Consider the following 13,331-nt stretch of genomic DNA (forward strand, 5'->3'; position numbering starts at 1 on the left):
CCAAAAAAACCGCTTAATGAAGTGACCCCATAAAGTTGGACTCATTTCTAAGCGGCTGCCAAGGCCTGATTTCGATACTGTATCGGACTCAGGCCTTTTAGTTTCAGTTTAATACGCTCATTGTTGTAATAGTGGATATATTCTTTAATGTTTTCAATAAGATCATTCACGTCTTTAAACGTTTCGTTGTGGTACATCTCGCTCTTCAATATGCCGAAGAAGTTCTCAGCAACCGCATTATCTAAACAATTTCCTTTTCTAGACATACTTTGTTGCAATCCTTTTTCCTTAAGGTGATTTTGATATTGTTTGTTTTGATATTGCCACCCTTGATCTGAGTGTACAACTGGCTTTTCATTTGGCTTCAACCTAGCAGTTGCTGTTTTAAGCATGTCAGTTACCAAAGGGAGTGCAACGGATTTTCTGACTTCGTAACTGATTACCTCTTGGTTGAATAGGTCAATCATAGGCGATAGATATACCTTCTCATTATCCACTTTAAACTCCGTCACATCCGTCACCCATTTTTGATTTGGCTTCTGCGCAGTAAACTCGCGGTTAAGCGTATTTTCTGCGATTTTACCCACTTCACCTTTATAGGATTTATAGCGCTTAGGCCTTACTTTTGACTTGAGTCCTAACTCATTCATCAACCGTTGAACGCGCTTATGATTAACAAATACTCCCATTGCTCTCAGGGCACTCGTAATTCTGCGATAGCCATATCGCCCTTTATGCGCGTGATAAATATCACGTATTTTTACCAGTAAATCATTGCTTGCACAGGGTTGCTTACAAGTAGTGCGATGATAATAGTAAACACTCTTTGGCAGCCCTGTAGCCTTTAAAAGGTGTCGTAAGCTATGCTTTGCCTTGAACTCTTCGACGACTATCGTTTTGTCTTTGCTTTTTTCTTTCTGGCTTGAGCCAAGGCTTCTAACTTTTTTAGCACATCATTCTCAGCTCGTAAGTATGCTAGTTCTTCTCGTAACTCCTCCTCAGTCATTTGCTCTACTAGTTTTGATGAAGAAGAATTATTTGTCATGAATGGCTTACCTTTTCTCTGTGGTTTAAGACGTGATATACCATCACGAGCATAAAGCTTTTGCCATTGAAAAAGAATGCCTGGGGACGATAAATCGAAGAAAGCACTGGTATAACCGAGTGACCAACTGTTTGCTGTCATCGCTTTTAACACTTCAGCCTTAAATGCTAGAGAATAAGGTTTGTGAACAGACCTGAAGCTTTCAGCGCCATGAATTCGATAAATAGCGGTCCAATATCGGACCTGCCTGTCTGTAACATTAAATCTGTTACTTACCGCCGAAGAGCTTTCAGACAAAGCGAGTTCAGCTATTTTGAGCTTGAAAGCTCGGTGATGTTTGGACATAAAAAGACCCCCAGTAATTGGAATGTCCAACTATTGGGGGTCACTTCATAATAAGCGGTTTTTTTATATGTTCAAAAAAATTATAACTCAGTTGGGCTGTACTCTGTTATTTGCATCATTAACACAAAAAAACCAAGTACAAACGCTGAGAAAACTAAAATATAGATAAATCCTTTTTTACCCTGTTTTATTGGAATTGCATAATGGCGTAAAAAAAAGTACCAACCTAAGCACAAAATAATAGGCAGTAAAAAGAGTAGTCTAAACATGATTTAACCTCTTTAAGTTAGGGTCAATAGACCCTAATAATAAACAGCTTATATTTAAATGAAACAAAAAAGTTATAAAATATTTAACCTTATTCAGACTTAGTAAATATTTGTTGTTAGACTTTAATCGCAGAATTACTAATTAATCATTCAGATCAATGGTGAATGGTATATAATGTATCCAAGAATGAGACGGGCAAGGTTTCATTTTTACAATAATAAAGAGTTAATACATATTTGAGAATCTTTTTTGTTTGAATTGTAAGCGTTTACACTGTGTCTTAGTTAGTCTCAGTGGGCTTACAATGTTGACGGCATTGAGCACTTTGCAATATGTATAGTTAAACAACGAGTAGGAGTTGTATATGATGGGTAAAACCGTATCTTCGGAAGAAAATGCAAAGCTAACAAAGTGGCTTAAAACTAAGCGCCATGAAAAAGGCTATACAATGCGCAGCTTAGCGCAAATATTGGGTACGCCACATTCTTTTATTGGCAAAATAGAAAACCAAGAACGTCGCTTAGATGTGATTGAGTTTGTTCGCTATTGCAATGCATTAGAAGTTGACCCGTATGAAGCATTAAGCTTAATTAAAGCTGATTAACGCTTTTAGGCTGTAATCGTAAAGTTAAACCTAACGTCTACAGCTAATACTAATGCAGGGATGCATTAGGTATTACCTATTATGATAATTTTGCTCTAATGCATATAGTTTGTGCCTAATTAGATATAAAAATATCAATGAAGGTAAAACCATAAGTGCTGTTAAAACAAAAAATAATGACCAATTTCCCATCAGCCAATCATCAATAACTACGCCACTATAACTCGATAATAACGTACGCCCTAAGTTACCCAATGATGCCAGTAGCGCATAATGAGTGGCGCTAAATGCTCTGTCACACAGCATAGATATAAAGGCAACCATCGCCACTAAAGACCAAGCTTGGGTAAAGCCATCAACTACAATTGCCATTGCATATAAGTGTTCCTGCGGTCCTGCTAAGGCAATCCAAGAAAACATTAAGTTAGATGCAGCCATGGCGATACCACTTATAAATAGGCCTTTTACTATGCCATATTTGTGGTTAAAAATACTGCCTAAAAAGGCAAATACGATAGTGATTAAACCCGTGCCTAGCTTGGAGTAATTTGCTATCTGAGTATTACTAAAGCCCACTTCCTTATAAAATACAATCGACATGCGTGCTAAAAATGCTTCACCAATTTTAAATAAGAAAATAAACGCCAGCAGTGCTAGTGCAGTTTTAACCCCATTTTTAGCAAAAAAGGTTTTAAATGGGTCAACCACGGTGACACCCAGCCATGCGAGTATTTTCGTTAGTGGTGTTTGTTTGCTTGCCGCAAGCTTTTCAAGATAAACACGCTCTAGCTCGGCATGAACAGCTTCACGGTTTGATTTTGGTTCTTTAGCCCAAAACACACAGCTAATTAATAAAAGCATAATCGCAGATAAAAAATAATAGATCTGTGGCCAGTCAATATTTGGCATATCAGCCATATAAAAGGGCACAGCCCCTAATAAAGCATAACCTGTCCACCAACCAGATGTAGCCATTGCGGCGGCTGCGGTAGCTTTGTGAGATTCATTTTCACTAAGGGTGTCAATTCGAAAGGCATCTATAGCAATATCTTGCGTCGCAGAGGCTATGGCGATCAGTAAGCAAAGTGCGGCGGCAATCGCTAGGTTTGCTTTTAAATCAAGTCCTGCAAGTAGTAACGTGCCAAGTAAAATAAAGCTTTGGCAAAACAAGATCCAACTGCGGCGCTGACCAAGCCAGTTGTACAGAAAGGGCAGTTTAGTGCGGTCTATTAAAGGCGACCATAAAAAATTGATACTGTAGGCACCAAACACAATGCCAAATAGGCCAATCATGCTGCGACTCAAACCTTCATCTTTAAGCCAAGCCGACATTACCGAACCAATTAACACCCACGGAAAGCCACTGCTCATTCCAAATATAAAAACATTAATTAAACGTTTATCTTTAAAATAAGAAAAGTATTCTCGAACGGAAAGTGTGCTATTCATAAGGGCTCATTGGCTCATTGAAAGAGCAGCCAAAGCTACTCTGATAAAAAGTTATAAAGGAACTTGTTCAAGCACCTTGATATTTAATATAACAACCGGTTTTTCAGGGACAAAGTTGTAGCCAATTTTGTCATTAAAACCCGTTTTTACAGCCATGATTTTATCGAGCGTCTCATAACCTTCCATAACACTGCCAAACACGGCAAATCCCCAATCTCGCCCTGGATTTAAATGGTCATTGTCATCCATGTTAAAAAAGAACTGACGCGTTCCTGAGTGTGGTTCTCGATCTTGATAGGCCATAGCAATGCTATACATATCGTTAGTTAAGCCGTTACCGCTTTCATTAAAAATAGGGTCGTTTTCATGCAGGCCATCGTAATCTTTATCATAACCACCGCCTTGAATTACAAAATCACGATCATTTTCTACATCGCGTTCTACACGATGAAACACACTGCCTTGATAGCTTTTATCAGACACGTAAGTCAAAAAGTTATTGACCGTAATAGGGGCTCTTGAGCGGTCTAGCTCAACCACAATACTGCCCAACGATGTCACAATTTCTACTCGAGGGAAAATATTATCTTTTTGCACAAAGCGGCCTTCTTGTGCCGCTAAACTATTTACGCTAAAAAGTAAGCTTACGCAGATTAAAAAAAGTTGCTTCATTATTAACCTTCTAAAAATGCAATTAATTCAGGGTCAGATACAATGCGGGTAATTAACTGCTCAGTCAACTTATTGAGCTGACCTTCAATTTTTGCCCTATCATGACCAAGTGGTCCAGATAAATTAGCATTACCGCTATAACGCTTACTGAAATTACTGGTTGGGCGAATCACCCGTACTTCAAATTCAATCTTGGCATCACTGGTATGGCTCATTAGCTTTTCTGTAACCACAGCTTGCAGTGCGTGAATATCTAACTCAAAACGTAATTGCGCTAAATTAGAAATGCTAGCGCCATTGCGACTAAGCGCACTGTCTAATGCACTTTTAACTGACTCAGTAATACCCGTGCTGGCAATGGTTTTTGTTTTGCTTGATTCAATAAGCTTTAAGGTTGCACTGTCACCACGTAAATCAATCACGCTGGTGTTTAAGCTGTTATTGATTGAGCTTATTTGTCCACTTTTATAGACGGGATTGAGAATAAGCTGATTAGGCTGATTGGCACATCCCGAAAAAACCACTAAAGTACAACAGCTCAATAATATCTTTATGAGTTTCATTTATAACGTTCCACTATTTTTAGTTGCGCTGAGTACCACAAACTTTTTATTAGAGCCTAATAAAGTACAGTTACCAAACATACGGTTTAGTTTGTCATGATAATCTAAATGACGATTGCCAATAATACGCAGCTCGCCACCTTCTTTTAATGTGTCTTTTGCTTGTTTAAACATTTGCCACGCGATGTGGTCGGTAACCGCTTGTGCTTGGTGAAATGGCGGATTACACAATACAATATCGGCACTTTCACGTTCAAAGTCGGTTAAACAATCATTCTCTATAAAGGTACATTGTTCAAACTTGTCTTCCATGTTTAATTCAATGTTGAGTCGAGCTGATTCAACCGCCATATACGACTCATCAACAAAGCTAATACGAGCATTAGGGCAGCGCGCTAATGTCATTAAGCCAACCACGCCATTACCACAGCCTAAATCTATAATATTTTTGGCTTTATTTGTTTGTGGCAAATAATTAAAAAAGAAGCGCGCACCTATATCAAGTGAATCACGCGAAAACACATTTGCATGATTACTTATTGTAAAATCAGTGCCTTCAAGTGGCCAGCTGACTGGGAAATCTGCGCCTTTATAACCGCCAGCGGCTTGGCTAATAATTAAACGTGATTTTTTTACTGCAAGACTTGTTTTCGTCTCACCAATAAAGTTTTCAAATGCTTTAATAGTAGAGTTATGCACGTCTTTAGTTTTTGCAGCACCAATAACTGGCGTATCTGGCGCGAGCACCTCGCTTAATTCAGATAGCTGATATTGTAAAAAAGCCAACGTGCGTGGTACTTTTACCAACACTAGGTCTACTTGCTCAGGTAGAGCCGATAAACTATCAAGCTGGCTAAACGCAGTCGTCGCGATTTTGTTTTCCGCTAAGTTATAAGCAGCTGCCTGATGGCTAATATATGAGTCGTTTACTGAACAAACTGTTAATTGTTGCTTGCTAAAGTAACAGCTAAGTGCACCAAAACTGTCGTTTAAGATCAGTAACGAGCGACAATCAAGGTAGTGTTCATTAACATAGTCAATAAGGTATTCGTCTGCTGAATCCCACGCTTGTAAGCTGCGGTTTTTTTGATCCAAAGGAAAGCGTTCAAGAGTAAAAGTGTTATCGCCGAGCGTAGCTTGCGTAGTCATAATAGTTTAATGATCGGTAATCAAATGATAGGTAAATTCTAACATGCAACCGCCAAACGCCAACCCCCAACTGTTACCAAATGGCTTTTCTTATCAAAGTAAGGTACTTAGCGCACAAAAAAGCCTCGATTTATTTTATTATTTGCAGCAAAACCTAAATTGGCAACAGCCAAACATTACAGTGTTTGGTAAAACGGGGCCAATACCTAGGCTACAATGTTTTATCAGCGAAGAAAATCTTGAGTACGGTTATTCTGGGCATAAACTCGACTTAGAGCCTTGGCCAGACGTATTACTTGCCATGCGAACACGTTTAGAAAATCACCTACAGCAACCATTTAACTCAATTTTGGTTAATTATTATCGGGATGGCCACGATTGTATGGGTTGGCATAGCGATGACGAGGCTGAGCTAGGGCCTGAGCCTACCATAGCGTGTGTGTCGCTTGGTGCAGAGCGGTTATTTAAACTTAAACACAAAGTAAGCAACAGCATTACTAACATCAAATTACAAAGTGGTAGTTGTTTAATAATGAACGGACAGAGCCAACAAAATTACCAACATGCGTTGCCTAAACAAACTACGCTTAAACACCCGCGGATAAGTTTAACGTTTCGCTATATTAATAATAGTTTCAGTTAAATAGCATTAGCCATGGTGTAGCCGCAGTTGTTATAGTAACCATATAACTGAATTTTGAGGGTGGTTTTTATGTCAATGCAACAACAAATACGTGACAAGCTAGCAAATGCTATTGCGTGTAAGCATTTAAATGTTATTAACGAAAGCCATATGCACAGTGCGGGGACTGAATCTCACTTTAAAGTGATTGTAGTCAGTGAAGAATTCGCTGGTAAGCGATTATTGCAGCGTCATCGTGAAATTAATGAAATTTTAAAAGATGAGCTGGCAAATCATATTCATGCGCTTGCTATGCACACTTACACTCCTGAGGAATTTACAGAGCACGACGGCGAAGCGCCGCAGTCACCTAATTGCATGGGCGGCTCAAAAGTTGGATAACAGGTAATAGTGGATTGGTTTGAGCAGTGAGTAACTGATCAGATCAGTTTTTTTGTTTTAGCCTTTAAACTAGCGCTAATTTTTATTGTAAAAGATATAGGATGATCAATGGTCATTAAGCCTAAAATTCGCGGATTTATCTGCACCAATGCACACCCAGTTGGCTGTGCAGAGCATGTTCAAGAACAAATTAATTATGTTAAGCAACAAGGGGCATTAAAAAATGCGCCTAAAAATGTATTAGTTATTGGTGCGTCTACAGGTTATGGCCTTGCATCTCGTATTACCGCTGCATTTGGTGGTGGCGCTAAAACATTGGGTGTGTTCTTTGAAAAAGAAGGCACTGAACGTAAAACAGGCTCTGCGGGTTGGTACAACACGGCGGCATTTCAAGCAGCCGCTGAAGCTGAAGGCTTATGGTCTAAAAATATTAATGGTGATGCGTTTTCTAACGAAATCAAACAAAAAACAATCGACACCATTAAAGCTGAATTAGGTAAGGTTGACTGTATTATTTACAGCTTAGCATCACCTCGTCGTACTGATCCAAATACAGGGGAAGTGTTTTCTTCAACACTTAAGCCTATTGGTAATGCAGTAACCACTAAAAACTTAAATACGTCAAAGCGTGAAATTGATGAAGTAACTGTTGAAGCAGCAAACCAAGACGATATCGACAACACCATTAAAGTAATGGGTGGCGAAGACTGGGAAATGTGGATTGACGCCCTTAAAGACGCTGATGTACTAGCAGATAACTTTAAAACAACGGCTTACACATACATTGGTAAAGAACTAACTTGGCCAATATATGGACATGCAACCATAGGTAAGGCAAAAGAAGACCTAGACCGTGCCACTGCAGCTATTAAAGCCGCTACCCAAGATTTAAATGGCGAAGCTTACGTTTCTTCACTTAATGCGGTTGTTACCCAAGCAAGCTCGGCAATCCCAATAATGCCGCTTTACATTTCGGCACTATTTAAAGTGATGAAGGCTGATGGCACTTACGAGGGCACAATTGAGCAAATTCATGCGTTATTTAATGAAAACCTATACGGTGATTCACCACGTTTTGATGAGGGCGGACATTTATTCCAAAACTACAAAGAGCTGGAAGATGACGTTCAAGCACGTGTTCAAACTATTTGGGATAGTGTAGACACAAGTTCAATTGATGAGCTTACCGATTACGTGGGCTACCATAATGAGTTTTTACGCCTGTTTGGTTTTGGCATTGATACGGTTGATTACGAGCAAGATGTTAACCCTGTTGCGCCAATTGCAAATATGATTGATTAATCTGTAGCTAGTAATGCAATTTTGAAAAAGTCGCCTAGTGCGACTTTTTTGTTTTTTAGCCTTGATTTGAAAAAAATTTGCTATTTGTTGGTTTATTTACCACTTTGGTCTAGCTTGTATTTTATTAATTATGAATTACAAAACTAAATAAACGTTTCTCTCGTATAATTTTCATAAATACACTCGCATAGTCAGTCACAATAATGTTAAAATCAAAGCAATATGTGAGGAGTTTTACTGCGCTGCTTGTTTGGTATCTATAGCGAGTCATTTTATAGCTTGCAATAATACAAATAGCGGCGTGGTTGGTACGATTTTTCAGTTTCTTTCCGTTAATGTAGTGCAAGTGCGTATGATCAATATAAAAAAAGGTCTGGATTTACCCTTAGAGGGCGCACCTCAGCAAGTTATTCATGATGGTTCTGCCGTCAAACGTGTAGCTGTGCTAGGTGAAGAGTTTATCGGTATGCGTCCAACCATGCATGTTCGTGTGGATGACCAAGTCAAAAAAGGCCAGGTACTTTTTGAAGATAAAAAGAACCCAGGCGTATTATTTACTGCACCAGCTTCTGGTACAGTAAAAGAAATTAATCGCGGTGCTAAACGTGTTCTGCAATCTGTTGTTATTGAAGTAAACGGCAGTGAGCAAATCACCTTTGGTTCTTTCTCGGAAACTGAGCTTAATAGCTTAGACCGTGAAAAAGCTAAAGAAGTACTAGTTCAATCGGGTCAATGGACAGCACTTCGTGCTCGCCCATTTAGTAAAATAGCGGCGTTGGATGCAAATCCTAGCTCTATTTTTGTGACAGCTATCGATACCAATCCACTTGCTGCAGATCCTGCAGTAGTTATTGCTGAAAATGCGAAAGCGTTTGAAGCAGGTTTGGCTGTTGTGTCACGTTTAACCGATGGCAAAGTATTTGTTTGTAAGCAAGCAGGCAGTCAAGTTCCTAGTTCACCTATTGCTCAAGTAGAAGTACATGAGTTTGGTGGCGTGCACCCAGCTGGCCTTGTTGGCACTCATATCCATCACCTTGACCCAGTATCTGCTAGTAAGCAAGTTTGGCACATTGGTTACCAAGACGTTATTGCGTATGGTCACCTTTTCCTTACTGGTGAAATTTACACAGACCGTGTGATTTCGCTTGCAGGTCCGCGTGTTAAGAATCCTCGTTTAGTGAAAACACAATTAGGTGCTTCATTAGATGACTTAGTAGCAGGTGAATTAGAAGACGGTGATAACCGTGTTATTTCTGGTTCTGTACTTGCAGGTGCTACGTCGTCTGGTGTTCATGCATTCTTAGGCCGTTACCACGTTCAAGTATCTGTATTACTTGAAGGTCGCGAAAAAGAGTTGTTTGGCTGGATTGCACCAGGTAGTGATAAATTCTCTGTAACGCGTACATTCTTGTCTCACCTTACACCGAGTCGTTTATTTAAAATGACAACGTCTACAGGCGGTTCAAAACGTGCCATGGTTCCACTTGGAAGCTATGAGCGTGTTATGCCACTTGATATTTTGCCAACGCTTTTATTACGTGACTTATTGTCTCGTGATTTAGACAGTGCAATTTCATTAGGTGCGCTTGAATTAGATGAAGAAGATTTAGCGTTATGCACCTTCGTTTGTCCTGGCAAATACGAGTACGGCGCAGCCCTACGCGATTGCTTAACTACGATCGAGAAGGAAGGCTAAAATGGGCTTAAAAACTTTCTTAGAAGATATCGAACCACATTTTGAACCAGGTGGTAAGCATGAAAAATGGTACGCGCTGTATGAAGCTGCTGCGACTATTTTTTACACGCCAGGTTATGTAAATAAAGGTTCAACTCACGTTCGTGATAACATCGACCTAAAACGCATGATGATTTTAGTGTGGATGGCGACGTTCCCTGCCATGTTCTTTGGTATGTTCAACATTGGTCATCAAGCGGCAATTGCACTTGGTAATGGCTTTGAGCTAGCGAATATTTGGCAAGTAGGTTTATTCCAGTTACTTGGCGGTGAATTAACCGTTGATGCAGGCTGGGGTGCGAAAATGTTCTACGGAGCCTGTTTCTTCCTACCTATTTATGCAACTACCTTTATTGTTGGTGGTTTCTGGGAAGTGTTATTTGCTTCTGTGCGTAAGCATGAAGTTAATGAAGGTTTCTTCGTAACTTCTGTATTGTTCGCATTAATTCTGCCAGCAACGATTCCTTTATGGCAAGTTGCGCTAGGTATTACTTTTGGTGTAGTTATCGCAAAAGAAATATTTGGTGGTACAGGCCGTAACTTCTTAAACCCTGCGCTTGCTGGTCGTGCGTTTTTATTCTTCGCATACCCTGCACAAATTTCAGGTGACACAGTATGGACTGCCGTAGATTCATTCTCTGGCGCGACTATGCTTGGTCAAGCGTTTGCTGGAACGTTAAATTACGCGACTGATATCGAGCTTTGGTGGAATGCGTTTTACGGATTCATTCAAGGTTCTATGGGTGAAACGTCTACACTAGCTGTACTTATTGGTGGTTTATTCCTAATTTACGTGCGCATCGCGTCTTGGCGTATCGTGCTAGGTGTATTCCTAGGTATGGTAGTAACCTCATCAATACTGAACACCATTGGTTCTGAAACTAATGCAATGTTTGCTATGCCTTGGTACTGGCACATGGTATTAGGTGGTTTTGCATTCGGTATGTTCTTTATGGCAACTGACCCTGTATCTGCTGCATTTACTGATAAAGGTAAATTAGCATACGGTGCGCTTATTGGCTTTATGGTTATCATGATCCGTGTTGTTAACCCTGCATACCCAGAGGGCATCATGCTAGCAATCTTATTTGCTAACTTGTTTGCACCTTTATTCGATCACTTTGTAGTGCAAGCTAATATCAAGCGGAGGTTGGCACGTAATGTCTAGTAATAACGAATCAATTGGCAAAACGCTAGCTGTTGTTGTCTCATTATGTTTAGTGTGTGCAGTTATTGTATCACTAACATCTGTACAACTTCGCCCTCTGCAAAAAGCAAATAAAGCAAAAGATATTCAAAGCAATATCTTAGCTGCTGCTGGTATTGGCAAAGTTGATAACGTTGCCGAAACGTTTGATGCTAAAATCGAAACTCGCTTTGTTGATATGCAAAGTGGTGAGTTTGCTGAGCCGGTAGAAGATTTTGACTTTGAAAAAAGCAAATACGATGCTGAGTTAAGTAAATCTTTAAAAGAGAATGGTATTAAGGACATCGCCGGTATTCAGCGTATTACCAAGCGTGCGCCTGTTTATATCTCTAAAAAAGACGATGGCTCTACTGATGCAATCATCCTTCCTATTCAGGGTTATGGTTTATGGGGTTTAATGTACGGTTTTATCTCGCTTGAAAGCGATGGCGAAACTATTAAAGACATCATTTTCTACAAACATAACGAAACACCTGGTTTAGGTGGTGAAATTCAAAACCCACAGTGGACTGCAACGTGGGAAGGTAAAGAGTTACCAATCCAAATCGTTAAAGGGACTGCAGCCGGTGATGAGCATAAGATCGACGGTCTTTCAGGTGCTACATTAACGTCTAATGGTGTTGACCATGCAGTTGATTTTTGGACTGGCGAAAATGGCTTTGGCCCTTTCCTTGCGAAAGTACGTAAAGGAGCATTGAACTAATGGCTGATACTAAAGAAATGAAGGCGGTCCTATTTGGTCCAGTTTTCGCTAACAACCCAATCGCATTACAAGTACTGGGTATTTGTTCTGCGCTAGCGGTAACGTCTAGCTTAAAAAATGCATTAATCATGTCAATTGCATTGACCTTGGTAACTGCATTCTCTAGCCTTTTTATCTCGACTATTCGTAACCATATCCCATCATCAGTACGTATCATCGTACAGATGACGATTATTGCATCATTAGTAATCGTGGTTGACCAAGTACTACAAGCTTTCTCTTACGCTACGGCAAAAGAGTTATCAGTATTCGTTGGTCTAATCATTACTAACTGTATCGTAATGGGTCGTGCTGAAGCTTATGCAATGAAGTCGCCGCCATTAATGTCTTTCCTTGATGGTATAGGTAATGGCTTAGGTTACTCTGTAGTGTTACTTACTGTTGGCTTTATTCGTGAGTTATTCGGTAAAGGTTCACTGTTCGGTGTTGATATTATTCCATTAGTACAAAATGGTGGTTGGTACCAACCTATGGGTCTATTGATCTTACCACCGAGTGCATTCTTCATCATTGGTTTATTCATTTGGGTACTTCGTACTTATAAGAAAGACCAAGTAGAAGCTAAAGCGTAAGGGGCGATAAGTGGAACATTATATTAGTTTATTTGTAAAAGCCGTTTTTATTGAAAACTTAGCGTTAGCATTCTTCCTAGGTATGTGTACTTTCTTAGCCGTGTCTAAAAAAGTAACTACATCAATTGGCCTAGGTGTAGCGGTTATTGTTGTATTAGGTATTTCAGTACCGGTTAACAACTTGGTTTACCATGCGGTATTAGCACCAGGTTCACTAGAGTGGCTTGGTTACCCAGAAGCAGATCTTAGCTTTTTACGTTTCTTAACTTTCATTGGTGTTATTGCAGCACTAGTGCAAATTCTTGAAATGGCATTAGATAAGTTCTTCCCACCGCTTTACAACGCATTAGGTATTTTCTTACCACTAATCACAGTTAACTGTGCAATTTTTGGTGCGGTAGCCTTCATGGTTGAGCGTAACTATAACTTCGGCGAGTCTGTTGTTTATGGTATTGGCGCTGGTGTGGGTTGGGCGCTTGCAATTACATTACTTGCAGGTATCCGTGAGAAAATGAAGTATTCAGACGTACCAGATGGTTTACGTGGTTTAGGTATTACCTTCATCACTGTTGGCTTGATGGGTCTTGGCTTTATGTCATTCTCTGGTATTTCACTGTAATAATAGCGAGGT

Annotated in this window: 16 protein-coding genes; 9 read left to right on the forward strand and 7 right to left on the reverse strand. The window is 39.8% G+C overall.

What is annotated here, in order from left to right; genetic code table 11:
• Nucleotides 1–47 precede the first annotated feature (47 nt).
• The 3 genes from AB8618_RS03595 to AB8618_RS03605 all read right to left on the reverse strand — a co-directional run bounded on the left by AB8618_RS03595 (nt 48) and on the right by AB8618_RS03605 (nt 1,659).
• Nucleotides 48–893 (reverse strand): IS3 family transposase, encoded by an 846-nt coding sequence (locus AB8618_RS03595; protein WP_409425547.1) that lies wholly within the window; start codon nt 891–893, stop codon nt 48–50.
• Nucleotides 890–1,390 carry a transposase gene (locus tag AB8618_RS03600; RefSeq protein WP_409424004.1) on the reverse strand — a complete coding sequence of 167 codons (501 nt, stop codon included), beginning with the start codon at nt 1,388–1,390 and terminating at the stop codon, nt 890–892. Before AB8618_RS03600 ends, AB8618_RS03595 begins: the two co-directional genes overlap by 4 nt.
• A gap of 80 nt (nt 1,391–1,470) precedes the next feature.
• Nucleotides 1,471–1,659 (reverse strand): hypothetical protein, encoded by a 189-nt coding sequence (locus AB8618_RS03605; RefSeq protein ID WP_036979680.1) that lies wholly within the window; start codon nt 1,657–1,659, stop codon nt 1,471–1,473.
• A 365-nt stretch (nt 1,660–2,024) separates the two neighbouring features.
• Here AB8618_RS03605 and AB8618_RS03610 point away from each other — a divergent pair, with 365 nt between their 5' ends.
• Nucleotides 2,025–2,264, forward strand: coding sequence for a helix-turn-helix domain-containing protein (locus AB8618_RS03610; RefSeq protein ID WP_008111877.1), 240 nt, complete (start codon nt 2,025–2,027; stop codon nt 2,262–2,264).
• A 72-nt stretch (nt 2,265–2,336) separates the two neighbouring features.
• Here AB8618_RS03610 and AB8618_RS03615 read toward each other — a convergent pair whose 3' ends face one another.
• Genes AB8618_RS03615 through AB8618_RS03630 form a run of 4 tightly spaced genes read right to left on the reverse strand, consistent with a single transcriptional unit; the run spans nt 2,337 to nt 6,097 of the window.
• Nucleotides 2,337–3,713, reverse strand: coding sequence for an AmpG family muropeptide MFS transporter (locus AB8618_RS03615; RefSeq protein ID WP_413401402.1), 1,377 nt, complete (start codon nt 3,711–3,713; stop codon nt 2,337–2,339).
• 51 nt (nt 3,714–3,764) lie between these two features.
• The gene (locus AB8618_RS03620) at nt 3,765–4,385 is read right to left on the reverse strand and encodes a peptidylprolyl isomerase (RefSeq protein WP_178955357.1); all 621 of its coding nucleotides are present in this window, start codon (nt 4,383–4,385) and stop codon (nt 3,765–3,767) included.
• 2 nt (nt 4,386–4,387) lie between these two features.
• Entirely contained in the window at nt 4,388–4,948 is a 561-nt protein-coding gene (locus AB8618_RS03625; protein ID WP_008111881.1) for a YajG family lipoprotein, read from the reverse strand.
• Nucleotides 4,949–6,097 (reverse strand): methyltransferase, encoded by a 1,149-nt coding sequence (locus tag AB8618_RS03630; protein ID WP_413401403.1) that lies wholly within the window; start codon nt 6,095–6,097, stop codon nt 4,949–4,951.
• A 43-nt stretch (nt 6,098–6,140) separates the two neighbouring features.
• Between AB8618_RS03630 and AB8618_RS03635 the strand changes: the two genes are divergently transcribed.
• The 8 genes from AB8618_RS03635 to nqrE all read left to right on the forward strand — a co-directional run bounded on the left by AB8618_RS03635 (nt 6,141) and on the right by nqrE (nt 13,319).
• The gene (locus tag AB8618_RS03635; protein ID WP_010391085.1) at nt 6,141–6,740 is read left to right on the forward strand and encodes an alpha-ketoglutarate-dependent dioxygenase AlkB family protein; all 600 of its coding nucleotides are present in this window, start codon (nt 6,141–6,143) and stop codon (nt 6,738–6,740) included.
• 69 nt (nt 6,741–6,809) lie between these two features.
• Nucleotides 6,810–7,121, forward strand: coding sequence for a BolA family protein (locus tag AB8618_RS03640; RefSeq protein WP_010391086.1), 312 nt, complete (start codon nt 6,810–6,812; stop codon nt 7,119–7,121).
• Between the two features lie 108 nt (nt 7,122–7,229).
• Nucleotides 7,230–8,423 carry an enoyl-ACP reductase FabV gene (fabV, locus tag AB8618_RS03645; protein ID WP_010391087.1) on the forward strand — a complete coding sequence of 398 codons (1,194 nt, stop codon included), beginning with the start codon at nt 7,230–7,232 and terminating at the stop codon, nt 8,421–8,423.
• A gap of 352 nt (nt 8,424–8,775) precedes the next feature.
• Nucleotides 8,776–10,119 (forward strand): Na(+)-translocating NADH-quinone reductase subunit A, encoded by a 1,344-nt coding sequence (locus tag AB8618_RS03650; protein ID WP_054202028.1) that lies wholly within the window; start codon nt 8,776–8,778, stop codon nt 10,117–10,119.
• Between the two features lies 1 nt (nt 10,120).
• Complete coding sequence (locus AB8618_RS03655) at nt 10,121–11,326, forward strand: NADH:ubiquinone reductase (Na(+)-transporting) subunit B (protein WP_008111893.1); 1,206 nt, start codon at nt 10,121–10,123, stop codon at nt 11,324–11,326.
• Nucleotides 11,319–12,068 (forward strand): Na(+)-translocating NADH-quinone reductase subunit C, encoded by a 750-nt coding sequence (locus AB8618_RS03660; protein WP_413401404.1) that lies wholly within the window; start codon nt 11,319–11,321, stop codon nt 12,066–12,068. The genes AB8618_RS03655 and AB8618_RS03660 overlap by 8 nt, the downstream gene beginning before the upstream one ends.
• On the forward strand, nt 12,068–12,700 hold the full coding sequence (locus AB8618_RS03665; protein WP_006791491.1) for an NADH:ubiquinone reductase (Na(+)-transporting) subunit D: 633 nt from the start codon (nt 12,068–12,070) through the stop codon (nt 12,698–12,700). The genes AB8618_RS03660 and AB8618_RS03665 overlap by 1 nt, the downstream gene beginning before the upstream one ends.
• A 10-nt stretch (nt 12,701–12,710) precedes the next feature.
• A complete protein-coding gene (nqrE, locus tag AB8618_RS03670; protein ID WP_006791490.1) occupies nt 12,711–13,319 on the forward strand; it encodes an NADH:ubiquinone reductase (Na(+)-transporting) subunit E in 609 nt (202 codons plus the stop codon).
• Nucleotides 13,320–13,331 lie beyond the last annotated feature (12 nt).

The sequence above is a fragment of the Pseudoalteromonas sp. RW-H-Ap-1 genome (assembly GCF_048318575.1).
Lineage (GTDB): Bacteria > Pseudomonadota > Gammaproteobacteria > Enterobacterales > Alteromonadaceae > Pseudoalteromonas.